This window comes from Thauera sp. WH-2 (assembly GCF_048321015.1).
Classification (GTDB): Bacteria; Pseudomonadota; Gammaproteobacteria; order Burkholderiales; family Rhodocyclaceae; genus Thauera.
In genome coordinates this window covers 670,374-696,193 of record NZ_JBLWFG010000001.1, presented here as the reverse complement: position 1 = coordinate 696,193, position 25,820 = coordinate 670,374, and the positions used below count along the sequence as shown (strand labels likewise).

The following is a 25,820-nucleotide window of genomic DNA, read 5'->3' as shown; positions in this document are numbered from 1 at the left end:
GCGTTCCGGCTTCGAGCTGGGCGGCCGGTTGGGCGGTGGAGTCTTCGGTCGGGAGCGAGGCCATGGATGGGAAGGGTGCGGATGGAGCGAGTGAAGCGAATGGGGCGCTCGAGCGCAAGTGGAGCAGATTAGCGCGGAAGGCTGCGACGGGGCACCCCGGATATCACGCTACGCGCGCCTCATTCCGTAGCCTTCACCGGCGCTACCTCGTAGGCGGGCACGAAGCCGGCCGGCGGTAGCATCCATTCCATCGGGTAGCGGCCGAGCGTGGCCGGCTCGACCAGTTCGACGCTGGGGCCGAGGTGTGCCTCGATGGCGATGCCTTCGAGCGCACGCACGCCCTGGCGCACCGCCATGCGCCCCTGCAGCACCGGAAAGTCCGTCACCGAGGCGAGGATGCGGCCGCGCAGCATGCCGCTATAGACGCCGGGGGTGACGTAGGAGGCGACGATGCCCAGGCGGTCCGAGAGCTGGCGGCGGCGCAACTCGGCGATCGCCGCCTCGGCCATGGGCGCGTTGCCCACCAGGTAGTCGAGCGCCGGATGGGTGTCGAGCACTTCCTCGACGAGCTGGCGCTGGATCGAGCGGCCGGTGTCGCCGTGCCGCACGGTGGCGATGCGCACCGCGCTGCCGGCCAGCCCGGCGCGGAAACCGCGGTCCAGGAGGCCTACCCAGTCCGCGTCCTGCGGCCCGGGCAGCCAGGCGATGCTCGCCGGCACGCCGCCGGCGGGGTGGCGCTCGGCCAGCCAGCGGCTGATCTTCCAGCCGAGCTGGTACCAGGGCACGCCGACCTTGCCGCTCACCACGGCGGTGTCGATGTCGTTGACCGCGCCGATCACCGGGTGAAGGGCGAGGTAGGGCGCGAGCAGATCGTTGAGCCCGGCGAAACTGACCGTGCCCACGAGCAGGGCGTCGATGCCGGCGTCGGTGGTGCAGCTCGAGACGCGTTCGCGCTGGCGGGCGAGGTTCTCGTAGCCGCCGGCCTCAAGCACACGCAGGCCGACGCCGAGCGCGCGCGCCTCTTCCACCATGCCGAAATTGACCGCCAGCCAGTAGCTGTCCTTGAGGTGCGGATAGACGGCGCACAGCTGCCAGGGCTGCGAGGGGGCGATGGCGGGCAGGGCCGGGGCAGCGCGCCCGGGAGTCTCCGCGGCCGGGGCGTCGCCGTGCCAGCGGACCACCGGCCAGGGCGGGCCGGCGTCGGCAGCATGCGTGGTCGAGGCGCCGAGGGCGAGTGCGGCGAGCAGCGTGCGCATGATCAGACGTGCGGTGTTCGCGCCGCGCCGCCGGTAAGATGAAGCCATGTTTCCCCTGTCTGCGGTGTGCCGGGCCGGATGGCCTGCCGCCCATGAACCATGAGCGCCCAATCTTACGTGAAACCCGCCCCGCGCCGCTTCGGCCTGCGCGAACGCCTGATGCTGGCACTGTTCCTCGGCGCGCTGGCTACGGTGCTGGTCGCGGTGGTCGGCTGGTTCAGCTTCCAGCGCGTGGTGGGCAGCCAGCAGGCCATCGTGCGCGAGACCTTGCCCGCGGCCGATGCGCTGCACGAGGTGGTGCGCGGCAACGCCCGCCTGGCCGCGCTGGCGCCGCGGCTGGCGCGGGTGGATTCGATCGCCGAGCTGCAGGAGCTGCGCGCGGTGCTCGAGAACGAATCGGGGCGCATCCGCGAACGCCTCGCCGCGCTCGAGTCGCCCCATGTCGAGCCCGAACTGCGCGCGCGCCTGCAGGCCACCGGCGAGGCCCTCTCGGTGCGGCTCGATGCGATGGGTGACACCATCGGCGCACGGCTCGCGCTGCGCTCGGCGCGCGAGCGCGTAGCCGGCAGCCTGCGCGAGGCCATCGACGGGCTCGACGAGCTCGCGCGCATGCATACGGAGAACGCCACTGCGCTGCTGGTGACGACGCTCACCGGCCTGTTCCAGTCCGAGGCCCACGACGCGGCCGGCGCCCTCGCACCGCGGGACCGCGCCGCGGCGCGTGACCGCCTGCTCGACCTCGATCTCGACACGCTCGAGCGCATGCACGAGCTCGCGCTCACCGTGCATGCGCTCGCCTTCCTGAGCGAGCGGCTCGACGAGGTCGACTCGCCCGAGCGCCTCGCCGCCGCGCGTGCCGAGTTCGACCGCGAGCTGGTCGTGCTCGAGCGCCGCCTGCGCGACATCCCCGACCCGGTGGTGCGCGCGCAGGGCGAGCGCCTTCACGGCGTGCTCGCCGCTGCGCTGGCCAACGAGGGTGCATTTGCGCTGCGCAGCCGCGAGATCGACCTGCGTGCGCGCAGCGAGGGCTTGCAGAACGAGGTGGGCATCCTCACCACTGCGCTCGATGCGCTCGCGGGCGAGCTGATTCACCGCGGCGGCCGCATCCTCGCGGCGGCGGGCACGGCAGCGGAGGCCAGTGCCACCTCGGGGCTGATCGCCTTCGGCATCATCGCGGCGGTGCTTTTGTTGGTCACGGCCGGTGTGGGCGTGCAGGTGCTGCGCCGGCACACCTTGGGCCGGCTGCTCGCGCTCGAGCGTGCCACTCTGGCGCTGGCGGCCGGGCAGCGCGACGTGAACATCGACACGGCCGGCGACGATGCGCTGGCCTCGCTGTCGCGGGCGCTCGAGCGCTTCCGCAACGACGCCATCGAGCGCGACCGCCTCGCAGCGGCGCTGCGCCAGCACCAGCAGGAACTCGAGGACCAGGTGCTGGCCCGTACCGCCGAGCTGCGCGCGGCCAACAGCGCGCTCGCCCACGAGATGGCCGAGCACGCCAGCGCGCGCGTCGCCGCCGAGAAGGCCGACCACGCCAAGACCGCCTTCCTGGGCACGGTGAGCCACGAGCTGCGCACTCCGATGGCGGGCATCCTCGGCCTGATCGAACTGCTCGAGGGCGCGCCTGCGCCCGCCGAGCGCGCGCAGTATCTGGCGCAGATGCGCGCCGCAGCCACGCTGCTGCTCGAGCTGCTCGAGGACATGCTCGACTTCGCCCGCATCGAGGCCGGCGGCGTGCATCTGGATACGCTCGCCTTCAGCCTGCGCGATGCGGTCAATGATGTGTTCGCGGTGCAGGGCACGCGCGCATCGGCGCGCGGGCTGGCGCTGGTGGCAGACATCGACCCGGCGCTGCCGGAGCAGGTGCTGGGCGATCGGCGCAAGCTGAGCCAGATCCTGCTCAACCTGGTGGGGAATGCGATCAAGTTCAGCGACGAGGGGGCGGTGACCGTCCGCGTCCGTTCCGGCAGGGAGGACGGGCGCGTGCGCTTCGAGGTCGAGGATCACGGTATCGGTATCGACCCTGCACGGCAGGCGGAAGTGTTCGAGCCCTTCGTACAGGTGCGCGACCACGGCCGCCACCACGCGGGCACCGGGCTGGGGTTGGCGGTGTGCCGGCGTCTGGTGCGGGCGATGGGCGGCGAGATCTCGCTGGTGAGCGCGCCGGGGCAGGGGACGACGGTGCGCTTTGCGTTGCCGCTCGCTTCGCCGGTCGGGGTGGCCGCAGTGGCGCCCCGGGTCGCGGCCACCAGGGCCGCCGAGGTCGCTGCGGTGGCGGCTGCGCTCGCCCCCGGGCACGGGGTGCTGGTGGTGGAGGACGACGAGGTCAACCGCATGGTGGTGGAGCGCTTCCTGCAGGGGCTGGGGCAGCGGCCGGTCTGCGCGCCGGACATCCAGTCGGCGCTGCGGGCACTGGCCGGGCGGGCGTTTGATGCGGCGCTCATCGATATGAACCTGCCCGATGGCGACGGTCGTGAGATGCTGGCCCGCCTGCGCGCGCTGCCCGAGCATGCGCAGACGCCGGCGGTGCTGATGTCCGCGCATCTGCCCCGGGCCGAGGTGGATGGTCTGCTCGCGGCCGGATTTGGCGCTTTCCTGTCCAAGCCCTTCACGCGCGAGCGCCTGTGCGCCGTGCTGGCGGGGTTGATTGGGGGGGCGATCGAGGGCGGGGCAGCCGAGGTGCATGACGGTGCCGCGCAAGAGGCTCAACGGCCGGGCGCGGGCAAGGAGGCGGACGGGGAGGTGGACGAGGAGGTGGACGAGGAAGGGGCGCAAGGTGCGGGTGGCATCACCCCGTGGGTCGATGTCGACTTTCTGCGCGGCGAGGCGGTGGCGCTTGGGCCTGAGGTGCTCGACCGCATCCTCGCGGTGTTTCGCAGCCAGGGGGATGGGCTTGTGCAGGCGCTGCGCGCCGCCGCCGTGGCCGGTGATGCGGAGCAGTGCAGGCTGCTGGCGCACAAGCTGCGGGGCGCGGCCTCCAACGTCGGGCTCAGGCGCCTGGGCGAGGCGGCCGCGCAGCTCGAGCAGGAGATCGCCACGATTGCCGCGGCAGGCGAACTGGACGCGCGCGCGAGGGCGCTGGCCGATGCGTACGCGCAGTCGCTGCGGTCGCTGGAGGCGTGGCGCGCCGGCTCAGTCGCGCCCTGAATCCGGGACGGACGCGCTGCTGCGTGCAGACTCGGTGTCGACCGCCAGCCGGTAGCCTTCGCTGCGCACGGTGGTGATCAGCGACTCCGTGCGCTCGGCGGCGTCGAGTTTGGCGCGCAGGCGGCGCACCAGCACGTCCACCGTGCGGTCCTGCGGCGACCAGTCGTGGCCGCTGACGGCGCGTGACAGGCGGTCGCGGTTGAGGACCTCGCCCGGGTTGCGCACCAGCAGTGCCAGCAGCTCGAACTCGCCACGCGTCAGGGCCACGTCGGCGCCGTGCGGGTCGCTCAGGCGGCGGCGCGGCAGGTCCAGGGCCCAGCCGGCGAAATGGAAGACTTCGCCGGCGTCGGTCTGGCGCGCACCGGTCGTGCGGCGCAGCAGGCTCTTGACCCGCGCCAGCAACTCGCGCGGGTTGAACGGCTTGGTGACGTAGTCGTCCGCACCCACCTCCAGACCTACGATCTTGTCGATGTCGTCGCTGCGGCTGGTGAGCAGGATGATGCCGATGCCCGGCGCCCGGGCCCGCAACTCGCGCGCCAGTGACAGACCGTCCTGCCCGGGCAGGTTGATGTCGAGCAGCACGAGGTCGGCGCCGCTGCGCTCGAATGCGCGCCAGAACGCCTCGCCATCGCCGGCCAGCAGCACCCGATAGCCTTCCTGCGAGAAGTAGGCATCGAGCCGGGCCTGGGTGACCAGGTCGTCGTCGACAACGAGCAGGGTGGCGGTGCTGGGTTCGGCGTTGGGCGACATGCTTGGACAGGGCTGGATGCGAGCCACCATTCTAAGGCCAAGCGCTGGCCGTGACCGAGCGGCGACGCGTGTTGCGGCCGTGATGCACGGGCCGAAGATGGGCGCGCGGTTGTCCTGCCTGCGCGGCGACTCGGGTCCGCCTGCCTCAATAATCGAACGCTGCCTTGCCCCCGGGGCGCGCGAAGCCGCTGACGATCCAGGCCGTCGCGCTCGCGGTGTTGAGGCGGAAGTCGGGCGCCACGCGCACCTGCGCGACCTCTTCGCCGGCCTCGTCGAGTGCACTCAGGATTGCAAAGGGCTCGTATTCGTCGGGCGTGATGTCGAGGCGGACCTCCCACTGCGCATCCAGCGCGAACACGGTGAGCGACTTGTGCAGCATCGCGTGTGCCTGCTGTGCGTGGCGCTGCAGCACCTCGGTCGCGGTCTTGACCAAGGTGTTGAAGGCAGCCTGGTCGAGCGGTTTGGGGTTCTTTTTGTCGCGGCCCATGGTCCACGGCCCGACCAGCGCGGGCTCGGCCTCGCCATCCTTGAGCATTTCCACCGCCCAACCGTCGTCTTCCTGGTTCTTGATCACGCGCGCTGTCCAACCGTCCAGTTGCCACAGGCGGTCGGTGCGGGTGGCGGGGGCATCGTCGATGGCGGGAGTTGCGGGCTGGGAGTGGGTGGGGGGCTGGGAGTCGGTGGCTTCGGGCATGGGTGAGGTGGCTTCGAGAGGGGGCGTTGAGGGCGGGCAAACGGGAATGTTCAGGGGCAGAGGGGCGAAACAGACCGCTGCGGCAGCCCTGTCCGCGTCGGCGCCGATCGGCTCGATCATGGGGGGCGGCAAGGGTAAAGCCAGCAGCATGGCGCCTTCGTCCGTGGCGGACACGCGTGCGCGGGCCGGTCTGCGGGCGGGCTTGCGACGCGCGAGCGGCGACTCGGCGTGCGCGGCCGGGGCCGCGAACAGGGTCATCTGATCGTGAGTCATCTTCAGTCTTCCTGAGGTGGACTGATATTTTATACAGCTTTGTGAAGTCCTTCGAGTCCAGGCCCGGCTTTTTGCGCGGCCAGCCTACGGCTTCCTTCCGTTTCTGGTAGCCGCCCGATGTGCCCGCAGGCGTGCACGGGCGCAACTGGGGATGTCCCAGTTTTTCGTCGGAAGATAAAGACTAAAGGCGTGTTTTGACCCATTCGCGCAGCGCGTCATTCATTCGCGTCTGCCATCCCGGCCCACCCGCGCGGAAGGCCTCGAGGATGTCGTGATCGATGCGGATCGCGACCTGTTCCTTGGTGCCTGAACCCGCTGGGCGTCCCCGTTTGCGCCGGGTCGCCTCGATGCCTGCGGCCAGCTCGGCAGCGGTCGCGGGGCGGTCATCCTCATCCGAACCGTCCCACACAAAATCCTGCGCCGGCGGTATGGCGCGTACCGCCTCCAGTACGGCCTTACGCTTCATCGCATTCGTTTTCGAGCCACTCATCGTATACCTCGCGTTCTTCCCGACTTGCCCTGCGAAAGCTGATCACGCGTGCTGCACCCTCGCGCCCGGTATGCACCACCGTCAGTACCGCCAGAAAGCCTAGTGCGTAAGAAATGGACATCATGCGGCGTTCGCCTGCGCGTCGAACTGGAATATCCAGCCGATAGCGGGAATCGAGCACCTCGCCTGCCGCAGAAAAATCCAGTCCATGTTTGGCCAGATTGGCCCGGCGCTTTGCCTCGTCCCAGATCAGCCGCATGTTGATGCGTTTAATGTAGATACGTTAATTGTTGAATGCAAGTTTTTTGTAGATGCACTTAAGCACTTCAAGAAGCGACGTCACCCTTGCAACCGATACGCACCGTCCTCGAGCACCACCATGCCCAGCTCCTCCAACGCTTCGAGCACGGCCTGCACGCCGGCGGGGGGCGTGAGGGGCGCAACTGGTGTACGTCCCCGTTTTCCGGGGGTACGTCCCCGTTTTTCCGCGTCCCCGTTTTTCCGTTTTTCGTCACTGTCGGCCTGTGCGGACAGCGCCCGCAATCGGCAAGGTCACAGCTTCTTGATTCGATCGTTGATGATGCCCAAGCCTACGCATACAGCGGCAATCACGCCCAATAAGGGCCATCCGAGCTTTCCGAAAAACGAGAGCACCATGATCCCGGCGATCGGGGCGACGACACCCGCAACGAATATCGTTATCAGCAAAGACCACATTTCAACACCCCCTCTCACCCGATCGCCTTCCGGGTGATCGATGGTTCTTCGTAATCGGTGTATTTCCGCGTTTCTCCGTGCTCCCGCCTCTAATCGCGATCCGCAGCATCGAGCCGGTCCAGAACCGCGAGCGCGGCTCGAACGTCGCCCGTGGCCGCAAGGGCACGAAAGTGATTCTCCGTATCCCACGCGGCAAGCGCCTGCGCGCTGAGTTCTTCGATCAGCTTGTTCATGCTCTGTCCGCGGCTGTGTGCCAGGGCCTTTAGCCTGGCGGCAGTGTCGTCGGGCAATCGAATCGTCAAAGTGCTCATGGCCACTCCTTCAATGCTTCAGCAGGCGTCATCACGCGCAGGGCACCGAGCTTCAGCTCACCCCGCCCGACATCCCGGACGTTATGGGTGATGATTGCAGCTGCATTCCCGGCAAGCGCCAGTTCGAAAAGATGGTTGTCGCCCTCGTCAGGAAGATTCGGGCGCCAGCCGAAATAGACCGAAACCCATCGCCCTCGGTGTGCAAGCGCCGCCAGCACCTGTTCTCGCTCAGCCAGGCTCGTTGCATCGCCCCACACCGGCCGACCGAGCAGATCGTTGTATTCCAGCCAGAGTGCGTTCCCGAACAATGCCTGGAGATTTCCTGACAACGCGCGGCGCAGCACCTGTCGCGACGCACCTCCCGCTGAGCGCAAAGCCGCGACGAAGACATTCGTGTCGATGACGACTGGCACGACGTTGACAGCATAGGTGCTGTCAGATTCCCGGACAAGACGGCTCATGCAGTCACCCCTGCAACCGATACGCGCCGTCCTCGAGCGCGACCATGCCCAGCTCCTCCAGCGCTTCGAGCACGGCCTGCACGCCGGCGCGGGGCGTGCGCTTGAAGCGGGCGGCGATGGCCTCGGCGGGGAGCGGTTGGTGGGCCAGCGCGCTGCGCACGGCGGCGACCTGTTCGCGCATGCCCCTGGGCCACGCGGCCTTGCCGCTGGTCGCGGGCGTGGCGGAGGCTTCGGCCTCTTCGGCCGGGCCGAGGTCGGCTTCGACCTGGGAGGGGGTGGTAGCGGTGGCCGTGGCTGAGGTGGCGCCGGGGTTCTGGTAGTCGGGGCGCAGCCAGCGCACCAGGCCGCGGGCTTCTTCGACGGCGCGGGCGGCGTTGAGCTCGACCAGGCGGCGCAGCAGCTCTTCCTCGGCGGCGGCCTGGGCCTCGGGCTTGTCGGGCAGCGGCGTGGTGGCGCCGGGCTTGCCGACGAGCTCGGCGGCGAGGTCGCCCCAGCCGTAGGCCTCGAACACCGCGCTGTCGAGCGCGTCGTGCAGCTCGCGCAGTACCGACACCAGCCCCTGCTCGTGGATCGTGCGCTCCTTGGGCGTCAGCGTGTCGCCCGCGCGCAGCTTCTCGAGCACGTTGTACATGCCGGTGAGGGTCAGCTCGGGGTGCTGCGCCTGCTGGCGCTTGCGGTGGGCGTCGAGCTGCTCGGCGAGGTCGCGGATGCGGGCGGCTTGGTCGGGGGTGGGGTCGGGGAAGGGGAATGTTTCGAAGCAGCGGGTCTTGTTGTAGCGAGCGTCGTTACCCACGCCGAGCCGACTACCGGTAGCAAGCACCCAAACGACGTGAATTCGTGAGGATAGAACGCCGAGACTCACGCCGTTATTCAATGCGATTGCGACAAGCATTTGATCGGGAAGAATGCAGCCCCGAAGCATCTGGAAGACTCTGTGCTTTGCCGTCATCACGGTGGCAATGTAGTAGTCGAGACCGGAGATCGACCGTCTCAGATCTTCATTGTTACGGCGGTGAAGCCACCATTTTTCTCTCAGATCCTTATCTCTGTTCAGGTCCCTTTCCGGCTTTACCCGATCGAGGAGCCATTGGTAAAGCTTTGGAAACCTTAAACGAACTTCTTCAGATGAGAGTGGATAACAGTCGATGACGAGTAATCCCCGAGGCCTATCCGTTAAGTCCTTTCCGTTTCTGTATGGACGAATCGGCGCATCCGGTTCGAGCTGCGCTTGTTGATCAGTCGTTAGGAGCATCCCAACGCCATGCGGAATGACTCCCGTCGCGCTTAGCTTCCGGTTGCCCATCAACGGCTTCGCGCACGTGACATCAACGCCGATGCTCAGATCAGAGTTGACGCGTCCGATATGCGCCTCCAATTGGATATCGTTCGCTGAACTGTCGCCGTTCCTCTCATCCTGTACGAGCTGCAACTCGCCAGTGGTCCCTCCTGGCTGCCCCACAGTCATTGCAATCCGAACAGCCGCACCATCAACAGCATCAACCCAAGGATGATCAGGAATGGCAAAGCCGATCGAGATTGGATTGGAGGCTTTCAAGTGGGCTTCCACAACTCGACGATTGAATGTCTGTCGGATCGAGTTCGTCGTAATGAATCCAAAGCGGCGGGCACTCCCAGTCCTTACGGCTTCGGCCGCAATGTGCCACCAATACATTACGAAGTCGGCGGAATCGGGCACTTCGGAATATGCCCCTCGCAATGCGTCGACGTAGCCGTCGCCAAGGGCGCCACGGATATTGAGTTTGCCGATGAACGGCGGATTCCCCACGATGTAATCCGCCTGCGGCCACTCGGCCTTGCGCGGATTCACGTAGCGCATCTGCACCACCTGCGCGGTCTCGTCCGGGATGTCCTCGCCGGTGATCGGGCTCTTCCTGTATGTGAGGCCGTCCCAGCGCGTGACCGGGCGTCCCGCCTCGTCGGTGACCGGCTCCTCGCGCTCGTACTCGATCAGCGCGTCGCGGTGCTGGATGTTGCGGAAGTCGCGTAGCACCGGCTCGGGCGGGTTCACCGAGCCGTGGGTGCGGAAGTGCCATTGCAGATAGCCGATCCACAGCACCATCTCGGCGATGCGGGCGGCGCGCGGGTTGATCTCGAGGCCGAGGAACTGGTGCGGGTCGACGGTGACGCCTTCGAGTTCGAGCAGGCCCTGCGATTCGCCGAGGTCGTGCAGCAGGTTGAGCACTTCGCCTTCGAGGCGCTTGAGGTGTTCCAGCGTCACATACAAAAAATTTCCGCTGCCGCAGGCCGGGTCGAGCACGCGCACGGCGCACAGGTGGCGGTGGAAGCTGCGGATCTCGGCGACCGCCTCCTTGTGCTTGCCCTGCTGCTCGTAGGTGAGGGCGGCGGCCTGCACCTCGCGCCATTCGGCGCGCAGCGGTTCGATGACGGTGGGCAGCACCAGGCGCTCGACATAGGCGCGAGGGGTGTAGTGGGCGCCGAGCTTGTGGCGCTCGCGGGGGTCGAGCGCGCGTTCGAGCAGGGTGCCGAAGATGGCGGGTTCGACGTAGCGCCAGTCGGCCTCGGAGGCCTTGAGCAACAGTTCGAGCTGGTCGCGGTCGAGCGGGATGGCGCTGGCTTCGGAAAACAGGCCGCCGTTGAAGCGCAGCACCTTGTTGCGCAGGATGGGCGAGAAGCCGCCGGTGTTCATGTTCTGCCACAGGTGCTCGAGCATGGGCGCGAAGGTGTGCGGCTCGCCCTTGAGGCTTTCGAGCAGCTCGGTGAAGGCGCGCGGCGGCAGCAGGCCGACGTCCTCGGCGAACATGGTGAACAGCGCGCGCATCAGGAAGCCGGCGACCTGCTGCGGCGGGTGGCCGGCGGCCTCGAGCGACTTGGCGAGCGAAGCGAGGCGGTCGGCGATCTCGCGGGTGACGCGGGCGGAGCGGCGGGCGGGGTCGAGGCTGAGCGGGTCGAGCCAGACGTCGCGCAGGCGCTGGCGGATGTCGTCGCGGCGCAGGTCTTCGAGGCGGATGCGGTGGCTGCGCGGGTCGGGGTAGGGCGTGTAGGTGGCGCCCGAGCGGCTGAATTCGGCGTACAGTTCGATGTTGCGGCCGACGTCGGTGACGAGGATGAAGGGCGGCCGGCCTTCGTCGGCGGGCAGGGCGCGGGCGTACTGGTCGGCCTGGTTGTGGGCACGCAGCATGGCCTTGTCCCAGCCCGAGGTGTCGAGCGTGCGGCCAGTCTGCTTGGCCTCGAGCACGAAGGCGCCGCGGCGGTAGAGGTCGATGAAGCCGTTGTTGGCGCTGCCGTCGGGCTGGCGCATCACCACGCGGCGCTCGAACACGTAGGCGTTGTCGCGCGTGTCGTCGCCAGCGGGGTCGGGGCGCGGCAGGCCGAGGAGTTCGCACAGCTCGGTGAGGAAGAGCTGGTAGTTGGCGCGCTCGCTGCCGCCGGCGTGCTGCCAGCGGGCGATGAAGGTGTCGAGGGCGGCGGGGGTGGCGCTGTCGGCGGGCTGGGGCGAGGCGGATGACGAGGTCACAGGGGGCGCATGCATTCGGGTTGGGACGCGGGGATTGTAGCGGGCGCGGTGGGGTCGGTACGATGAGTCAACATGTCGGTCGTCGGATAGATCCGGTATTACGTCGTCTTCGTGGATCGTCCGGAAGGCTGGCGGGTGATCAGCCTTCGAAAGGCCAACCAGCGAGAGGTCAAACGTTATGCCGAAGCTTAAGACGGGAACCCCGCACCCGAGCGCCGAAGAAGATGCCGTCATCACGGCGGCTGCGCTGTCGGATCCGGATGCGATCCCCTACACGGACGCGGAGTGGGAGGCGGCCAAGCCCACGATCCGCTTGTCGCGCGACGTGGTGCGTGGCGGTTCGGAAGATTCAGAAAAGTGATGAATCGACCTTCGCCACCGCGGGTGCCATGCCGGCCTGGCGCTCGCACTCGGCGGCAACCAAGGTGCGCAACTGCTCGATGAGTTGGGGCGCCACCCCGGCGGCTCGCGCATCCTCGCAGGCCTTTGGCAGGCCGTCGCGCACGCGCTGGGCCATGCGCGCAAGCTCGGTGCTCACCTGGCGGAAGGGCAGCGCGCAGGCGTGCGCGAAGTTGGCCCACTCGTACGGTGACAGCGCTTGCGCGTGAAAGGCGTTGCCGATGGCCATGGCGTAGGTGTCGAGGAGTTGCTCGCCGCCGAAGGCGAGTCCGCAGACGAGGTCGTAGGCCGGGGCGAGCGAGAGCCCTTCACGGTCCAGGTAGAAGGAGAGGTTCTTCGCGTGCGCATCGGTGTTGCCGATCAGCACCTGGAAGAGGGTCCAGCGCAGCAGGGCAAGCCGTTCCGCGGCAGGCCGTGCGCAGTGCTCGAGGAGCGCGAAGAGCATCGGCAGCGACGCCCCCTCGCGCAGGTCGCGCACATCTCGGGTGTCGCCGTAGGGGCGCTCGTACTTGAGCGCCGACGACAAACCCAGCGCCTGGCAGCCGTCGATGATGTGCCGGCGCGCAACGTGCCCTGCGCCACGTTCACGGTCGAAACGCTTCACGACCAGCACCGGCTCGGGGACGTGCACGAGCGCGACCTCGGCGACAGGCAGCTTTGCCCACTGGGCGAGCCGCATGCAGAAGTATTCGTTGGCGGTGAGTCCGGCAAGCTGCGCGGTGACCGGCTCGGGCTTGAGGATGTGGGTAGAGGCGAGCTGCCCGCCCTCGACAAGCGCCCACTGACCGTCCTCCTCAAAGACGGCAATCTTGTCCTGAAAGCCGGCGATGGATAGCCGCACGCGGCCGTCCCAGACAGAGAAGGGCTGAAAGGGGCGTGCCCGGATGCGCGCCGAGAGTTCCGCATGTGACAGCGGGCGGCGAGTCGCTGCTGCCGGTGTTACGTCCGTCCCGGGGAGGCGCAATTGCAGCGCCCCGGCGGTCTCTCCGCCCAGTGCCGCCAGCAGCCCCATCAGGTTGCCCTTCGAGAGCTTGTGCGTGCTTGCCGCGTCATCGAGCGCCTGCCCCTCGGGCAGCAGATTCTCGAAGAACTGGCGCACCAAGGCGCTGTGGCGCTCCTCCGTCATTGTCTCGTCGACTTCGAGCGGCAAGGTCGGGCCGAGGGCGTAGCGCGCCTTGCGGGTCAGCCACGCCGGGCTGTAGTGGAACGCATAGCGGTGCGTCTGCGCCGTGTAGCTCAGCGTGCCCGCGAGCTCGCCATTCATCAGCACGTCGAGCTTCATCATTCACGCGCCTCGCGGATGCGCTGCACGATCGTGCCGGCGTCGCCCGCCGGCGCGATGAAGAGGCTCACACCAAGGGCCTTCGCCACCCGCAGGGCGATCCCCAGTCCGACGCTTGGCTTGCCTGCCTCCAGGTCGCCCAGGGTCTGTTTGGCGATACTCACCGCCAGTGCCGCTTCTTCGAGTGTCAGTCCGCTGGCGGTGCGAGCCGCACGAATGGCCGCCCCGAGTGCGTCAGGCGTTGTGAGCTGCGGATCGGTGGGGAAGGGGGTAGGGACAACACGACGCGCCATGAAAATACTCCCAAGACCGTAGGAGTATAGGCGATTCAGGCCCATGAATCGACAATACACCTATTAAAGTAGGTGAATAAATTGTGCGGTACATTGATGGGTATATTGCGCCTATTATGGTAGGCGTAAAATAGTGGATTGCGTGACGCGACGGAGCATGTGCTGTGAGCGAAGTGCGCGCACGCAGTACGCGCTCAGGACCTGGGACGGCGTTTCCGCCGCCGAGGCGGTCGCCGAGCGCAGCATGGCCCTGCTCGGCCGCCCCATCGAAATCGACCTCGAGGCGACGCCGCACCTGTTCTGGCTGTGGCGTGTCGATGCGCCCCTGGCCACCGCCGACATGACGACCAAGGCCGGCGACACCAAGGCCGGCGACGACTATGTGGCGCGGGACGAGGCGTGTATCGTGCCCGAATCTGCGACGAGGCGCGATGATCAGGTAGCACCCGACAGGAGCGAAGAATGAGCGAGGCCAGCGCACAGGCCGCAAGCCCACTTTGGGACGACGCCTCGATCACCGCGATCCGGCGCGACATGCTGCGCTTTGCACGCATGCAGTTGCGTGACGCAGCCGCCGCCGAGGATATGGTGCAGGAGGCGCTGATGGCGGCGATGACGAGCGCGAGAAGCTTCGCTGGGCGGTCGGCGTTCAAGACCTGGATGTTCGCGATCCTGCGCAACAAGATCGTTGATCACATCCGTGCGTCGTCGCGCGAGATCTGCGGCTCGGACCTTGTCGGGTCGTCGGAAATGGACGCCGGGCTGGAGGCGTTCGATGTGCTGTTCAAGCGGGGAGGGCACTGGAACCCTGAGGATCGCCCCGCGACCTGGTCCGACCCGGAAGCCGCGTTCGAGCAGGACGCCTTCTGGAGGGTGTTCGACATCTGCATGAACAACCTGCCCGAGCGCATCGCCCGCGTCTACACGATGCGCGAGCTCCTCGAACTCGAGACCGCCGAGATCTGCGCGGTGCTGGGCATCACCCGCAACAACTGCTTCGTCATCCTGCACCGCGCTCGGCTCGGGCTGCGCCTGTGTCTGGAAAATCGCTGGTTCCTGGGAGAGGCCCGATGAAGATGATGAACTGCAAGGATGCGACCCGGCTCATGTCCGAGCGCTACGAGCGCACGCTCAGCCTGCGCGAGCGGTTGTCACTGAAGGTGCATACGGCAATGTGCAAGGGGTGCTCGAACTACGGCGAGCATCTGGATGTGTTGCGCCTCGCCGCCAAGCGGCTGCGCGAGGGCGGCAAGGGCTAGTCTCAGCGCAGCAGCAGTGTCGGAACCGTCGCAGCGCGCAGCAGGTCGGTGGTCTTGCTGCCGAAGATCAGCGCGCGCAGCGGCGAGTGCGCATAGGCGCCCATGAGCAGCATGTCGATGTTGCGCGCCTTGACCTCGCGGGCGATCACCGTCTCGGGGTCGCCGGGGAGGACGTCGGCGACCACCTCGAAACCCGCGGCGGTAAGCGTGTCCTTGGCCCAGGCGAGCTGCCTGGGTGTGTCCGCACTCTTCTTGCCGGCCATCACGATGTGGATGGGCAGGCCCTTGAACAGCGGGCTGTTGGCGATCATGTCCACGCCCTTGCGGGTGACCGAGGTGCCATCAAAGGCGAGCATCACGCGCTCGGGTTCCTTGAAGCCCTCGGTTACGGTGAGGATGGGCTTGTGGATGGCGCGCACGACGCGCTCGACGTTGCGGCCCAGCGTGTTTGAACTCCCCGGCTGCATGGCCTCGGCCGAGGCGCCGCGGCGGCCGAAGACGAAGAGGCGCACGTTGTCTTCCTGCTCGGCCAGGGTGTCGTCGAGGGCGCCGTGGCGCTGGCGCATGTCGGCCGCGGGCGCGCCTGCGGCCAGCGCGCGCTCGCGCAGACGGTTGAGGAAGAGGCGGCCCTGTTCGCGCTTGGCGCGGGCGACGGCGGCGTCCTTGTCGCTGAGGGCGCTCAGCAGATGTTCCTGCGCGTTGATGCCGATCGCGCCGCTATGGTCTTCGCCCGAGCCCTGCTCGAGGTGGCGGTCGATCACGTGCAGCAGCTCGAGCGGCGCGTCCATGCGGCGTGCGGCCCAGGCAGCGTAGTCGGCGACGGTGTCAGCAAAGTGGGACTGATCCACGCAGGCCAGCACTTTCTTGTCTTGCTTGTTCATGCGGCTTCCCCTCAGTGGCCCGTCAACAAGTCGTCGGCGCCGTCCTTGTCGTGCACGGCGAACCTGTCGACCATGGTCGCGCTGGCCTCGTTGAGGCCGACGACCTCGACCTCGGTACCTTCGCGGCGGAACTTCACCACCGCCTTGTCGAGCGCGCTGACCGCGGTGATGTCCCAGAAGTGGGCGCGCGAAACGTCGATGACCACCTTGTCGATCACCTCCTTGAAGTCGAAGGCGGCAACGAAGTTGTCGGCGGAGGCAAAGAAGACCTGGCCGCTGACGGTATAGCGGCGCTGGCGGCCTTCGTCCTCGGCGGCGGAGCGGATGTGCAGGATGCGGCCGACCTTGTGCGCGAAGAAGAAGCCCGAGGCCAGCACGCCCACCAGCACGCCCTGCGCCAGGTCGTGGGTGGCGACGGTGACCGCCACGGTGGCGAGCATCACGATGCTCGAGCTCGGCGGGTTCTCGCGCAGCTTGCGGATCGAGTTCCAGTCGAAGGTGCCGATCGACACCATGATCATCACCGCCACCAGCGCCGCCATCGGAATCTGCGCCACCCAGTCGCCCACCAGCATCAGCAGCGCGAGCAGGAAGAGGCCCGCCGACAGCGTCGACAGCCGGCCGCGGCCGCCGGATTTCACGTTGATCACCGACTGGCCGATCATCGCGCAGCCCGCCATGCCGCCGATGAAGCCGCTGGCGATGTTGGCCACGCCCTGGCCGACGCACTCGCGGTTCTTGTCGCTGGTGGTGTCGGTGAGGTCGTCGACGATGGTCGCGGTCATCAGCGATTCGAGCAGGCCCACCACCATCAGCGTCAGCGAGTACGGGAAGATGATCGCCAGCGTTTCCAGGTTGAGGGGCACGTCGGGGAGCAGGAACACCGGCAGGCTGTCGGGCAACTCGCCCATGTCGCCGACGCTGCGGATGTCGAGGTCGAGAACGATGGCGACCGCGGTGAGCACCACGATGGTGACGAGCGGCGAGGGGATGGCCTTGGTGACGTAGGGGAACAGATAGATGATCCCCAGGCCGGCGGCGGTCATCGCGTACACGTGCCAGGTCACGTTGGTGAGCTCGGGCAGCTGCGCCATGAAGATCAGGATGGCGAGCGCGTTGACGAAGCCGGTGACCACCGAGCGCGACACGAAGCGCATCAGCCGCCCGAGCCGGATCCAGCCGGAGACGATCTGCAGCACGCCGGTGAGGATGGTGGCGGCGAGCAGGTATTCGAGGCCGTGCTCCTTGACCAGCGTGACCATCACCAGCGCCATCGCGCCGGTGGCGGCCGAGATCATGCCCGGGCGGCCGCCGGTGAAGGCGATGACCACCGCGATGCAGAAGGAGGCGTAGAGGCCGACCTTGGGGTCGACGCCTGCGATGATCGAGAACGCGATCGCCTCGGGAATCAGCGCCAGCGCGACCACGAGGCCGGCGAGCAGGTCGTTGCGGACATTGGAGAGCCAGTCCTGGTGGAAGGATTTCATTTGTCGTTATCGGTCCAGCAAGGTTGCGTGCGTCCCGGCAGGGACGCGATGAAGTCGGGCGAGACGGGTTCGCAATGCGTTAGACCGCCCCCGAGGGGCTTCACGATGCCCGAACGCTCGCATCGCGGCAGCTGCGAAGGTGGCGCCTTGTCATGGCGCTGGGAGCCGGGCAGGGACGGATCAAGCGGACGCGTTGCAGCAAGCCTCGCGCGAGCGGGAAGGGGGTGAGCAGCTCGCAGGCTGGGGCAAGGCTTACATGGGTCGCTTGTCGATGCGTTGCGGGGCGTTGCGTCTTCGTGGCTTGAGCGAGGGAAACACACGCTTCGCACGAAGAGGCTGAAGATTAACTGTATTGCTGCACTGCAGCAAGAAATGGCGCAATGGCCTGTCACTTGCGAGCGCAGCCGAATCCCTCGGCATGACCAGGCGCATGATCGCGCACTATCGCACCGGAAGCCGGCCGATTCCTAAGGTGGTCGGGCTGGCCTGCCTCGGGTGGGAGTCGCGCAGGCGGCAGCGGGCGGCCTGATCGCTGCCCCGGCCTGGGGTGCGCGATTCAGGAGACTGCCGCACTACCGCCCACATCTTCCAGAAACGCCACGTCCGCGCGCACGAACCCGAGCAGCAAGGCCGCCAGCGCCGGATAGACGTCGAAGCGCGGGCGCGCCTGCTGACAGCGCTCGACGAAACGCGGCAGCCAGTCGAGCAAGGCGGTGCGCAGGAAGTCCGCCTGGGTCGCGGCGGCGGTGGGGATGTCCTCTGCGCTCGACGCCGCCTCGGCCAGCTCCGCCATCAGCGCCAGCGGCACGGCGAGGTGGTCGGCGGGTTCGCGGAAGTCGGCCTGGACGCTCAACCCGCTTGCGGCGAGGAAGTCGCGCATGCGCGCCTCGGCCGCGCCGAAGAGCGGCGAGGCGCTGTCGGTGCCTGCGTAGGCCGAGGCGTAGGGCAGGGCGCTGGTCTTGCCGTCGAGCAGGAAGAGCTGGGCGAAGTCGGCGGCCAGTTCCAGGCGCGGCAGTTGCTCGGCGCGCAGCGCGGCGAGCGCTGCGTCGAGGCGTTTCGCCTCGGCCTCGAGGCCGAGCTCGGCCAGCCCCGCAAAGGGGGCGAAGCCCCCGTCCACGAAGTGGCTGCGATAGAGCGGCTCGGACACCTCCTCGGCGTACAGGCGGGCGAACCAGCCGTACAGACCGGCGCGCTGCGTACTCGTGAACAGCCACTCAGCCGGGGAGAGCGCTGCGCCGTCGGCGGCTTCGGCCGTGCCGGGCGCAGTAGCCGCGCCGTCTTGCGAGTGCTTGTCCATCACGCCTTCACCTCCCGCCCTTCCGGATCGACCTCGATCGGCCCACCGAAGGACGTCACCGCCGGCGCGGTGCCGACGAACTTCTCGATCTGCACCAGGCAGGTATTGGCGCTGGTGGCCTGTGCCAGACTGGAGGTGCCGATGTCCAGCGTCAGCGTGTTGGGGTCGCCGTAGGTGTCGAGGGCGCCGATCTCCGGCCCGGTCGGCCCGTACCAGGCGCCTTCCTGGATGCGCACCACGCCGCGCGGGAAATTGTCCGACACGTGCGCGCCGGCGAGCAGCTGGCCGCGGTCGTTGAACACCCGCACCAGGTCGCCGTGCTGGATGCCGCGCGCGGCGGCGTCCTCGGGGCCGATGAACACCGGCTCACGCCCGGCGATGGCGTAGGTCTCGCGCAGCGGCTCGGATTCGCACAGCTGCGAGTGCAGTCGATTGTCCGGGTGCACCGACTGCAACCACAGCGGGAAGCGGTCGGAGCCGGGGCCGCCGTGCGAGCGCTCGGTCTTCTCCATCCACACCGGGTGGCCCTTGCAGTCGGCGTAGCCGTAGCGGTCGATCTTGCGGCTGAAGATCTCGATGAAGCCGGACGGCGTGCCGAGGGCGTTGACCTCGGCGTCGTCGCGGAAGTCGGCATGACGCACCCAGGGCTTACCCTCGGGGAACATCACGTAGCCTTTCTTCCAGAACTCGGCGAAGGGCGGCATGGCGATGTCCTTGAGGCCGTTCTCCTTGCGGCAGTCCTCGTAGATCTTTTCCACCCACTGCATCTCGTCCATGCCGCGGGTGTATTCGGCGTCGCGGTTGAAGCGCCGGGTGAGGCCGCGGAAGATCTCGAAGTCGGGGCGCGAGTGGAACAGCGGGTCGATGAGCTTTTGCATCGCGATGATGCCGCGGTTGCTGTACGAGCCGTAGCCGTCGAGGTCGTTGCGCTCGAAGGGCGTGCAGGCCGGCAGCACGATGTCGGCAAAGCGGCAGGTGGCGGTCCAGTTGTAGTCGATGGCGACCACGGTCTCGAGCTTTTGCCAGGCTTCCTTCATGCGGTTGCGCTGGGGCTGGCGGTGCCACTGGTTGCAGCCGCTGAAGATCGCCATCTTGTACGGCGGCAGCTTGACCTTGCCGCCGTTGAAGTCGATCTCCTTGCCCGGTTCGAGCAGGGCGTCGATGACCCGCGCGATGGGCACCACCGCGCTATAGCCCTTGTAGTCGGTGTTGTCGTGCTTGGGTTTGCGGCCGGGGTCGAGGTTGAGCGGGAAGGCACCCGGCATGGCCGCGCCCGACGAGGAGACGCCCACCGAGCTGTAGTGGTGCGCGTAGCTGATGCCGCCGCCGGGCAGGCCGATCTGGCCGAGCATGGCGGCCAGCACCGCGCCCATCCAGTAGGGTTGCTCACCGTGCTGCTGGCGCTGCACCGCCCAGCCGAAGATGAGCTGGGTGCGGTGCCTGGCCATCAGGCGGGCGAGTTCGCGGATGCGATCGGCGGGCACGCCGCAGATTTTCGCGGCCCATTCGGGCGTCTTCTCGACCATGTCCTCGGTCTTGCCCTGCAGGTAGGGCAGAAAGCGGTCGAAGCCCAGCGTGTAGGTGTCGAGGAATTTCTGGTCGTGCAGGCCTTCCTTCACCAGCGTGTGCGCGATGGCGAGCATCAGCGGCACGTCGGTCATCGGGTTGATGTACTGGTGCTCGGCGCCTCCGAGGTAGTTCAGCGTCTTGCTCTTGACCGGGTCGATGCAGATCACCTGGATGGACTTGTCGGCCACCTTCTGCTTGAGCTGCTCGAAGTAGGCGTAGGACTCGTGCGTCTCCGTGTTCCAGCCCACCTGCAGGTTCTTGATCGGGTCGTTGGCCCAGAACACGACCAGCTTGCTCTCCTGCAGGATCACGTCCCACGAGGTGCCTTGCGAATACACCTCGGTCGAGCCCAGCACGTAGGGCAGGATCATCTGCCCGGCGCCGGTCGAGTAGTCGCCGATGGTGCCTACGCTGCGGCCGTGCATGCCGACGCCGCGCACCATGTGGTTGCCGCAGCTATGCACCTGGCCGACCGAGCGCCAGCCGACGCCGCCGGTGTGCAGCGCCCACGGGCCGTAGTCCTTCTGGATGCGCTCGAGCTCTTCGTAGAACAGGTCGAGCGCCTCGTCCCAGCCCACGCGCACGAAGCGGTTGTCGCCGCGCTGGCTGGTGTCGCTGAGGTGGCGCTTGCGGTACCAGTCCAGGCGCACCATCGGGTAGCGCACGCGGGACGGGCTGTAGATCATGCCCAGGATGCCGTCGAGCATCTTGGTCGGATGCTTGTCGAGTTCGAAGGGATGGATCTCGACCACGCGGTCGCCGAGCACCTTGGCCCGCATGGCGCCGAAGTGCGAGCCGGTGATCTTCCAGGTGGTGATGTCGTCGCTTACCGCTGCCTCGCCGGCGGCGCGGGCGGTGGCAGGGGCCAGGAGGCCGGGTGCGACCAGCGCACTGCCGGACATTGCCGCCATGGCCTTGAGGAAACCTCTCCGAGAGTAGTTCATGGTGTTCAACTCCTGATCAGGGACGCGCGGTTTGCAGGGCGGAATCGGGCGAACCGGTGCCGTGATGCGATGCGCTGAAATCGGACGAATGGGTCTGGAGGTACTTGAGCACCACGCGGGCGGTGTCGTCGTCCATGCTCGTGAAGCCCACCATGCCGCCGAAGAGGCCGGGCCAGGTGTTGGCGTCGAAGTGCGCTTCCTCGGGCTGGCGGTGGCACACGCTGCAACTGCGGCTGTAGCTGTCGCGGGCGATCGTCCACACCGGCTCGACGCTGTCGAGCAGGCTGCCCTTGCGCATCCAGGCGGTGGCGGTGACCTGCTGCCATTCGAGGCCGGTCATCGGGTCCTCCCTGGTGTCGAGCACCTTCACGAAGCTGGCGTCCTGGGCGATGTCCTTCTCGAGGATGGCGCTGGTGATGTTGAGGCCGAAGTGGCTGTACCAGACGCGACCATAGCCCTTGTTCTTGCGCCACAGCGCGAGCTCGACGCGTTGAGCGTCGCCCTTGGTCTCGAGCACCTTGACCTGGGTCGCCACCTCGACCGAACCGATGCGCTGGCTCAAGCCTTCGTCCGCATACAGATCCTGCGGCGCGACGAGGTAATAGGACTGGCCGGTGTCGACACCTTGTCCGGCGGCGGAGGAGAGCAGGGTGTCGAACGCCGGATTGCGCGCGCCCTTCATGTCGGGCAGCTGGTGTGCGATGCCCTTGTGGCAGTCGATGCAGCTCTGATCGCGGGCGGCGGCTGCGCGCATCGCGACCTGCGAGGCCGGACGCATCTTGTCGAAGTCCATGTCCTTGTAGTCGTGGCAGGCGCGACATTCCTTCGAGCCGTTGGCCGACAGGCGCTTCCACTCGCGTTGGGCCAGCACGATGCGGTGGTCCTTGAACTTTTCGCGCGTGTCGATGGTGCCCACGATCTGACCCCAAACCTCGCGGCTGGCCTGCATCTTGCGTGCGACCTTGTCGGTGAAATCATGCGGCACGTGGCAATCCGGGCAGCGCGCACGCACGCCGCTGCGGTTGTTCCAGTGCACCGTCTTCTGCAGTTCGGGCAGCAGGTTGTCGTGCATGGTGTGGCAGCTGAGGCAGAACTCCTCGGTGTTGGTCACTTCCAGCGCGGTGTTGAAGCCCTGCCAGGCGAGCACGCCGGCGACGAAGCCGCCGGTGACGAGCACGCCGAGCCCGATCCTGACCGATGGCTTGAGAAAGAGGTCCCGAAAAGACCGTAGCAACTTTTTCATGATGATGCTCCTGCGGGTTGTCCGATTTCCTGTTTGGCGGCACATGCCGGATGGCACGCTGCCTTGCCTGGTGAAATCAGGAAGGTGGGCCGAAGACCAGGATCTGCAGGAACCACACGATGAACCCGTACGCCGCGATCGCCAGCGTCATGGCGATGGGCAGGCCGACGAAAGCGAGCAGCAGGAACGAGGGCCACTCGCGCCGGCTGCCTGCTTCCTCCGCTCCGGGCGTCGTCGCACGCCCACTGACTTGATTGTTCACGTCTCGTTCTCCGTGTCTGCAAGTTCGCCGGGCGAGTGCGGATGCGGGAAGAAGCGCGCGCTCGCCGGAATGAAATGACTACACCCTGAATCCTAGTAATTGGGTGTTAACGTGCTGGCGAGATTTGTGAATGGCGGCGGCAGGCAAGTTAATGTCGTTAACAGATGGCCGCCCAGGACGCGAAAAAGCCCTGAGAAACAATTGGTTGCAGGGCTTCGAATGGTGTGCCGGGCAGGGCGTGCTTACTTGGTGGCGCAAGTCCTCTACCCGCTTGCCAAGGAAACGGACGCTGGGTAGCGTCCGGTGGCTCGTCGGTGTTGAATGGATCGGAGCCGCTCAAACGCCACTACCTGGGGTCGGCGATGCGAGCGATGGGCTGGAGCGTGACTTCGTCACAATTTTGGCCGGGACCCTTGCGGTCAATCACCAGGAAGTCTGAAACCCCATCCAGTGCAAGCAAGGGGTGGTGCCAAACCCCCGCACGATAGTTCACGCCTTGGCTCCCCCGCGCGAGGAAAGCCCGGAGTTCCGTGACGGCAGGGCTACTGGCTGCGGGAGCTACGACAACAAGGTAGGGCCTGCCCGACATCGGAATGAATGCCTGGGACCCAAGCGGATGCCGCTCCAGCATCCGTACTTCGAACGGCAGCGTACGAGGCTGTCCCCTGAAGATCGACACGATGATCCGCCCATCGGACCCCGCGTCGAGATCAGCCAGATCGTGATAGCGCTCGGTGTTGCCGCCGTTGATGAGGAGGCGCTCAGCATGATCTCCGGCTTCGATGACTTCGCCGAATGGCGCGAATGCCTCGTGCGTCAGAGGCTCGATCTTCAGGGACAGGAAACTCGGTACTGGCATGGCACTTCCGACAAAAGGTGAGGATGAGATCTTTCGGATGGGCGCTTTAACGCTGTTCCCAGCGCTGGAAGAATTCCTCCATGTGCTTCACGCAAAGCTTGATTTTCGCGGAGGAGCTCAGGCGTTCGGGATAGACGGCCCAGATGTTCGCCTCCTGCGTGTAGTCGGGGAGGATGTTCACCAGCAGCCCCGACTCGAGATGCGTGCGAGCGTCCCAGATCGACCGCAACATGATGCCATGGCCTGCGAGTGCCCATGCAACGGCAATCTCGCCGTTGTTGGTGACGAGCGACCCCCTGACCTTCACGTTGTAGTTGCGGCCCCGGCGGGTCAGCTTCCACAGCCCGACGGGGTGGTCTCGCTCCTTGATGATGAGGCAGTTGTGCTGTGCAAGCTCGTTCAGGTCTGTCGGCCTGCCGCATCGCTCAAGATACGACGGCGCAGCGCACAGGATGCGGTGATTACGTGCAAGTCGCTTCGCGATGTAATGCGGCGAGATCACATCGCCGATACGTACGTCCAGGTCGATCTTGTTGTGCGCAAGGTCGAGCAGATGATCGAGGACGTCGAGCCGAACCTCGATCTCGGGATACTTGCGTGAGAACTCCGCGAGGCTCTCACCCACCACCCGGCGGCCGAAGCCGAAGCTCGTCGAAACGCGCAGAACACCGCGCGGTTCGTTGCGCTTCACGCCGAGTTCCTCGTGCAGTTCGCTCACCTTGTCGAGGATCGATCGACCAAGCTCATAGACGTGCTCCCCCTGCTCCGTGAGCGAAACTTGGCGTGTGGAGCGGTGAAAGAGCTTGCACTCAAGTTGTGCTTCGAGCACCTGAATGCGCTTTGAGATGAAGGCGGGGGATACACCAAGCCTCTGAGCTGCTTGAGAAAATTTGAGTGTCCTGACAACTTCGGAGAACACCTGAAGGTCTTCGATCGAGAAACGATTGTTCACGGTACGTAAAAACTCGGTTCATTTATGGGTGCTTGTCCGAAGGGTAGCGCGATCGTAGGATGAATTGAAACAAATGCTTCATCCACGCGATCACGGGAGAGTCTGTTGGACACCAGCTACCTGCCCTTGGCGGAGCACGCTCGCCAGTTGCGCCGGCGCGATCAGACCGCAGTCGGGTTGATCGAGCGCTGTACGCAGAATTTCCTTGCCTCCGAAAGTCGCCTGAACGCCTACAAAACATGGGACGGCGCACGTGCCCGAAAGTTGGCTGAAGCCGTCGATGCCCTGTTTGCCGAGGGGGTGGATCTTGGTCCGTTGATGGGGATCCCGGTTTCGGTGAAGGACCTTTACGGCGTCCCTGGGCTGCCGGTGTATGCAGGCAGTGCCGAGCGGTTGCCAGAGGCCTGGGAGACCGCTGGCCCAGTGGTTTCGAGCCTGCAGCGGCAACTCGGCATCGTGGTCGGCAAGACACACACCGTCGAGTTTGCCTTTGGCGGTCTTGGCGTCAATGCGCACTGGGGAACCCCCTTCAATCCTTGGGCCTCCGCAGAGCACCGGACGCCAGGCGGATCGAGCTCCGGCGCCGGTGTCTCCCTGGTGCAGGGAAGCGCCTTCCTGGCGTTGGGCACGGATACCGCTGGCTCCGTTCGAGTGCCAGCGTCGATGACAGGGCAGGTCGGACTCAAGACGACTTACGGTCGCTGGTCGCTCAATGGCATCGTCCCCTTGTCCTCCTCACTGGACACCCCCGGTTTGCTCACGCGTACGGTCGAGGACCTCGCCTTTGCGTTTTCGGCCATGGATGCCAGCGCTCGGTCGGTGCCGAAGCCGTGTGCGCCTCGACCGCTGACTGGTTTGCGAATCGGCGTTCCCGAGAACTTCTTCTGGGAGGGTATCGAACCGAGCATTGGCGCGCTCGTTGAAGCGACGGTCGACCGCCTCGCGCAGGCCGGGGCCCGCATTGTCCGGCTGCAGTTGCCCCATTGCGAGGAAGCCTACGAGATCTTCCGCCAAGGCGGTTTGGCTGCCCCCGAGCTGGCGGCTTATCTGAACGAACACTTCCCGCAGAAGATCGACCAGCTTGACCCGGTGGTTCGTGCCCGGGTCCAAGGCGCCGAGGCGATTTCCTCGGTCGAGTACCTGCGTCGCAAGGCTGTGCTCAAGCGTTGTGGTGCAGGCGCTGCGCAGGTCTATGACGACGTGGATGTCCTGCTGTCCCCGACGGTGCCAATTACGCCGCCGCGCCTGGCAGACATCGCCGACGGAGCGAGTTACGGCAAAGCCAACATGATGGCATTGCGCAACACCGTGATCAGCAACCTCTTTGGCTGGTGCGCGCTGACCCTGCCTGTGGGGCTGGACGCCAGTCGCATGCCGGTTGGGCTTCAGTTAATGGGACCGGCAATGGCCGAAGAGCGCCTGATCGGCATCGCACTGAACATCGAGTCCCTGATCGGCAGGGGGTTCGACGTACTGGGCCGCGCACCCGCGCAGGCTTGAT

General features: G+C 66.6%; 24 protein-coding genes. 6 read left to right on the top strand and 18 right to left on the bottom strand.

The window, feature by feature from the left end; all coding sequences use genetic code 11:
• Positions 1-179: 179 nt before the first annotated feature.
• Positions 180-1,304 carry a TMAO reductase system periplasmic protein TorT gene (gene torT, locus ACNKW1_RS03345; RefSeq protein WP_418363167.1) on the bottom strand — a complete coding sequence of 375 codons (1,125 nt, stop codon included), beginning with the start codon at positions 1,302-1,304 and terminating at the stop codon, positions 180-182.
• A 51-nt stretch (positions 1,305-1,355) separates the two neighbouring features.
• On the opposite strand from torT, the gene ACNKW1_RS03340 reads away from it, so the two are divergent.
• Positions 1,356-4,400, top strand: coding sequence for an ATP-binding protein (locus ACNKW1_RS03340; RefSeq protein ID WP_418363166.1), 3,045 nt, complete (start codon positions 1,356-1,358; stop codon positions 4,398-4,400).
• Here ACNKW1_RS03340 and ACNKW1_RS03335 read toward each other — a convergent pair.
• From ACNKW1_RS03335 to ACNKW1_RS03305, 7 genes are all read right to left on the bottom strand, one after another.
• Complete coding sequence (locus ACNKW1_RS03335) at positions 4,386-5,150, bottom strand: response regulator (protein WP_418363165.1); 765 nt, start codon at positions 5,148-5,150, stop codon at positions 4,386-4,388. The genes ACNKW1_RS03340 and ACNKW1_RS03335 overlap by 15 nt on opposite strands.
• A gap of 145 nt (positions 5,151-5,295) precedes the next feature.
• Positions 5,296-6,117 (bottom strand): hypothetical protein, encoded by an 822-nt coding sequence (locus ACNKW1_RS03330; protein ID WP_418363164.1) that lies wholly within the window; start codon positions 6,115-6,117, stop codon positions 5,296-5,298.
• A gap of 181 nt (positions 6,118-6,298) precedes the next feature.
• Positions 6,299-6,583 (bottom strand): BrnA antitoxin family protein, encoded by a 285-nt coding sequence (locus tag ACNKW1_RS03325; RefSeq protein WP_418363163.1) that lies wholly within the window; start codon positions 6,581-6,583, stop codon positions 6,299-6,301.
• Entirely contained in the window at positions 6,573-6,866 is a 294-nt protein-coding gene (locus ACNKW1_RS03320) for a BrnT family toxin (protein WP_418363162.1), read from the bottom strand. The genes ACNKW1_RS03325 and ACNKW1_RS03320 overlap by 11 nt, the downstream gene beginning before the upstream one ends.
• Positions 6,867-7,413: 547 nt before the next feature.
• Positions 7,414-7,635: a ribbon-helix-helix protein, CopG family gene (locus tag ACNKW1_RS03315; RefSeq protein ID WP_418363161.1), complete on the bottom strand. Its 222-nt coding sequence runs from the start codon at positions 7,633-7,635 to the stop codon at positions 7,414-7,416.
• Positions 7,632-8,096, bottom strand: coding sequence for a putative toxin-antitoxin system toxin component, PIN family (locus ACNKW1_RS03310; protein ID WP_418363160.1), 465 nt, complete (start codon positions 8,094-8,096; stop codon positions 7,632-7,634). The genes ACNKW1_RS03315 and ACNKW1_RS03310 overlap by 4 nt, the downstream gene beginning before the upstream one ends.
• Before the next feature lie 4 nt (positions 8,097-8,100).
• Positions 8,101-11,607, bottom strand: coding sequence for a class I SAM-dependent DNA methyltransferase (locus tag ACNKW1_RS03305; protein WP_418363159.1), 3,507 nt, complete (start codon positions 11,605-11,607; stop codon positions 8,101-8,103).
• A gap of 163 nt (positions 11,608-11,770) precedes the next feature.
• Between ACNKW1_RS03305 and ACNKW1_RS03300 the strand changes: the two genes are divergently transcribed.
• A complete protein-coding gene (locus ACNKW1_RS03300; RefSeq protein ID WP_418363158.1) occupies positions 11,771-11,953 on the top strand; it encodes a hypothetical protein in 183 nt (60 codons plus the stop codon).
• Here ACNKW1_RS03300 and ACNKW1_RS03295 read toward each other — a convergent pair.
• Positions 11,942-13,276 (bottom strand): HipA domain-containing protein, encoded by a 1,335-nt coding sequence (locus tag ACNKW1_RS03295; protein ID WP_418363157.1) that lies wholly within the window; start codon positions 13,274-13,276, stop codon positions 11,942-11,944. The two genes, ACNKW1_RS03300 and ACNKW1_RS03295, sit on opposite strands and share 12 nt — an antisense overlap.
• Positions 13,273-13,566 carry a helix-turn-helix transcriptional regulator gene (locus ACNKW1_RS03290; RefSeq protein ID WP_418363156.1) on the bottom strand — a complete coding sequence of 98 codons (294 nt, stop codon included), beginning with the start codon at positions 13,564-13,566 and terminating at the stop codon, positions 13,273-13,275. The genes ACNKW1_RS03295 and ACNKW1_RS03290 overlap by 4 nt, the downstream gene beginning before the upstream one ends.
• Positions 13,567-13,723: 157 nt before the next feature.
• Here ACNKW1_RS03290 and ACNKW1_RS03285 point away from each other — a divergent pair, with 157 nt between their 5' ends.
• From ACNKW1_RS03285 to ACNKW1_RS03275, 3 genes are read left to right on the top strand one after another with little or no spacing between them, the layout of a single operon-like run.
• Positions 13,724-14,032: a DUF3047 domain-containing protein gene (locus ACNKW1_RS03285; protein WP_418363155.1), complete on the top strand. Its 309-nt coding sequence runs from the start codon at positions 13,724-13,726 to the stop codon at positions 14,030-14,032.
• Positions 14,029-14,640 carry a sigma-70 family RNA polymerase sigma factor gene (locus ACNKW1_RS03280; protein WP_418363154.1) on the top strand — a complete coding sequence of 204 codons (612 nt, stop codon included), beginning with the start codon at positions 14,029-14,031 and terminating at the stop codon, positions 14,638-14,640. The genes ACNKW1_RS03285 and ACNKW1_RS03280 overlap by 4 nt, the downstream gene beginning before the upstream one ends.
• A complete protein-coding gene (locus ACNKW1_RS03275; RefSeq protein WP_418363153.1) occupies positions 14,637-14,825 on the top strand; it encodes a zf-HC2 domain-containing protein in 189 nt (62 codons plus the stop codon). The genes ACNKW1_RS03280 and ACNKW1_RS03275 overlap by 4 nt, the downstream gene beginning before the upstream one ends.
• 2 nt (positions 14,826-14,827) lie before the next feature.
• On the opposite strand, the gene ACNKW1_RS03270 is transcribed toward ACNKW1_RS03275, so the two are convergent.
• From ACNKW1_RS03270 to ACNKW1_RS03235, 8 genes are all read right to left on the bottom strand, one after another.
• A complete protein-coding gene (locus ACNKW1_RS03270; protein WP_418363152.1) occupies positions 14,828-15,706 on the bottom strand; it encodes a universal stress protein in 879 nt (292 codons plus the stop codon).
• Positions 15,707-15,717: 11 nt separating this feature from the next.
• The gene (locus tag ACNKW1_RS03265) at positions 15,718-17,193 is read right to left on the bottom strand and encodes a SulP family inorganic anion transporter (protein WP_418363151.1); all 1,476 of its coding nucleotides are present in this window, start codon (positions 17,191-17,193) and stop codon (positions 15,718-15,720) included.
• Positions 17,194-17,749: 556 nt separating this feature from the next.
• Positions 17,750-18,490 (bottom strand): molecular chaperone TorD, encoded by a 741-nt coding sequence (gene torD, locus ACNKW1_RS03260; protein WP_418363150.1) that lies wholly within the window; start codon positions 18,488-18,490, stop codon positions 17,750-17,752.
• Positions 18,490-21,003 carry a trimethylamine-N-oxide reductase TorA gene (gene torA, locus ACNKW1_RS03255; RefSeq protein WP_418363149.1) on the bottom strand — a complete coding sequence of 838 codons (2,514 nt, stop codon included), beginning with the start codon at positions 21,001-21,003 and terminating at the stop codon, positions 18,490-18,492. Before torA ends, torD begins: the two co-directional genes overlap by 1 nt.
• Before the next feature lie 16 nt (positions 21,004-21,019).
• Positions 21,020-22,246 carry a pentaheme c-type cytochrome TorC gene (gene torC / locus ACNKW1_RS03250; RefSeq protein ID WP_418363148.1) on the bottom strand — a complete coding sequence of 409 codons (1,227 nt, stop codon included), beginning with the start codon at positions 22,244-22,246 and terminating at the stop codon, positions 21,020-21,022.
• Positions 22,247-22,322: 76 nt separating this feature from the next.
• The gene (locus ACNKW1_RS03245) at positions 22,323-22,508 is read right to left on the bottom strand and encodes a periplasmic nitrate reductase, NapE protein (protein ID WP_418363147.1); all 186 of its coding nucleotides are present in this window, start codon (positions 22,506-22,508) and stop codon (positions 22,323-22,325) included.
• Between the two features lie 346 nt (positions 22,509-22,854).
• Positions 22,855-23,367, bottom strand: coding sequence for an ureidoglycolate lyase (locus ACNKW1_RS03240; protein ID WP_418363146.1), 513 nt, complete (start codon positions 23,365-23,367; stop codon positions 22,855-22,857).
• A gap of 46 nt (positions 23,368-23,413) precedes the next feature.
• Positions 23,414-24,319 carry a LysR substrate-binding domain-containing protein gene (locus tag ACNKW1_RS03235; RefSeq protein ID WP_418363145.1) on the bottom strand — a complete coding sequence of 302 codons (906 nt, stop codon included), beginning with the start codon at positions 24,317-24,319 and terminating at the stop codon, positions 23,414-23,416.
• A gap of 177 nt (positions 24,320-24,496) precedes the next feature.
• Here ACNKW1_RS03235 and ACNKW1_RS03230 point away from each other — a divergent pair, with 177 nt between their 5' ends.
• Positions 24,497-25,819, top strand: coding sequence for an amidase (locus tag ACNKW1_RS03230; RefSeq protein ID WP_418363144.1), 1,323 nt, complete (start codon positions 24,497-24,499; stop codon positions 25,817-25,819).
• Position 25,820 lies beyond the last annotated feature (1 nt).

Coding starts and splice junctions, on each gene's coding strand:
- ACNKW1_RS03310 (WP_418363160.1), bottom strand. CDS start 8,096: ATGAGCCGTCTTGTCCGGGAATCTGACAGCACCTATGCTGTCAACGTC.
- ACNKW1_RS03330 (WP_418363164.1), bottom strand. CDS start 6,117: ATGACTCACGATCAGATGACCCTGTTCGCGGCCCCGGCCGCGCACGCC.
- ACNKW1_RS03285 (WP_418363155.1), top strand. CDS start 13,724: ATGTGCTGTGAGCGAAGTGCGCGCACGCAGTACGCGCTCAGGACCTGG.
- ACNKW1_RS03315 (WP_418363161.1), bottom strand. CDS start 7,635: ATGAGCACTTTGACGATTCGATTGCCCGACGACACTGCCGCCAGGCTA.
- ACNKW1_RS03335 (WP_418363165.1), bottom strand. CDS start 5,150: ATGTCGCCCAACGCCGAACCCAGCACCGCCACCCTGCTCGTTGTCGAC.
- ACNKW1_RS03275 (WP_418363153.1), top strand. CDS start 14,637: ATGAAGATGATGAACTGCAAGGATGCGACCCGGCTCATGTCCGAGCGC.
- ACNKW1_RS03270 (WP_418363152.1), bottom strand. CDS start 15,706: ATGAACAAGCAAGACAAGAAAGTGCTGGCCTGCGTGGATCAGTCCCAC.
- ACNKW1_RS03265 (WP_418363151.1), bottom strand. CDS start 17,193: ATGAAATCCTTCCACCAGGACTGGCTCTCCAATGTCCGCAACGACCTG.
- ACNKW1_RS03300 (WP_418363158.1), top strand. CDS start 11,771: ATGCCGAAGCTTAAGACGGGAACCCCGCACCCGAGCGCCGAAGAAGAT.
- ACNKW1_RS03280 (WP_418363154.1), top strand. CDS start 14,029: ATGAGCGAGGCCAGCGCACAGGCCGCAAGCCCACTTTGGGACGACGCC.
- ACNKW1_RS03240 (WP_418363146.1), bottom strand. CDS start 23,367: ATGCCAGTACCGAGTTTCCTGTCCCTGAAGATCGAGCCTCTGACGCAC.
- ACNKW1_RS03325 (WP_418363163.1), bottom strand. CDS start 6,583: ATGAAGCGTAAGGCCGTACTGGAGGCGGTACGCGCCATACCGCCGGCG.
- ACNKW1_RS03305 (WP_418363159.1), bottom strand. CDS start 11,607: ATGCATGCGCCCCCTGTGACCTCGTCATCCGCCTCGCCCCAGCCCGCC.
- torT (WP_418363167.1), bottom strand. CDS start 1,304: ATGGCTTCATCTTACCGGCGGCGCGGCGCGAACACCGCACGTCTGATC.
- ACNKW1_RS03295 (WP_418363157.1), bottom strand. CDS start 13,276: ATGATGAAGCTCGACGTGCTGATGAATGGCGAGCTCGCGGGCACGCTG.
- torC (WP_418363148.1), bottom strand. CDS start 22,246: ATGAAAAAGTTGCTACGGTCTTTTCGGGACCTCTTTCTCAAGCCATCG.
- ACNKW1_RS03340 (WP_418363166.1), top strand. CDS start 1,356: ATGAGCGCCCAATCTTACGTGAAACCCGCCCCGCGCCGCTTCGGCCTG.
- torA (WP_418363149.1), bottom strand. CDS start 21,003: ATGAACTACTCTCGGAGAGGTTTCCTCAAGGCCATGGCGGCAATGTCC.
- torD (WP_418363150.1), bottom strand. CDS start 18,490: ATGGACAAGCACTCGCAAGACGGCGCGGCTACTGCGCCCGGCACGGCC.
- ACNKW1_RS03290 (WP_418363156.1), bottom strand. CDS start 13,566: ATGGCGCGTCGTGTTGTCCCTACCCCCTTCCCCACCGATCCGCAGCTC.
- ACNKW1_RS03320 (WP_418363162.1), bottom strand. CDS start 6,866: ATGCGGCTGATCTGGGACGAGGCAAAGCGCCGGGCCAATCTGGCCAAA.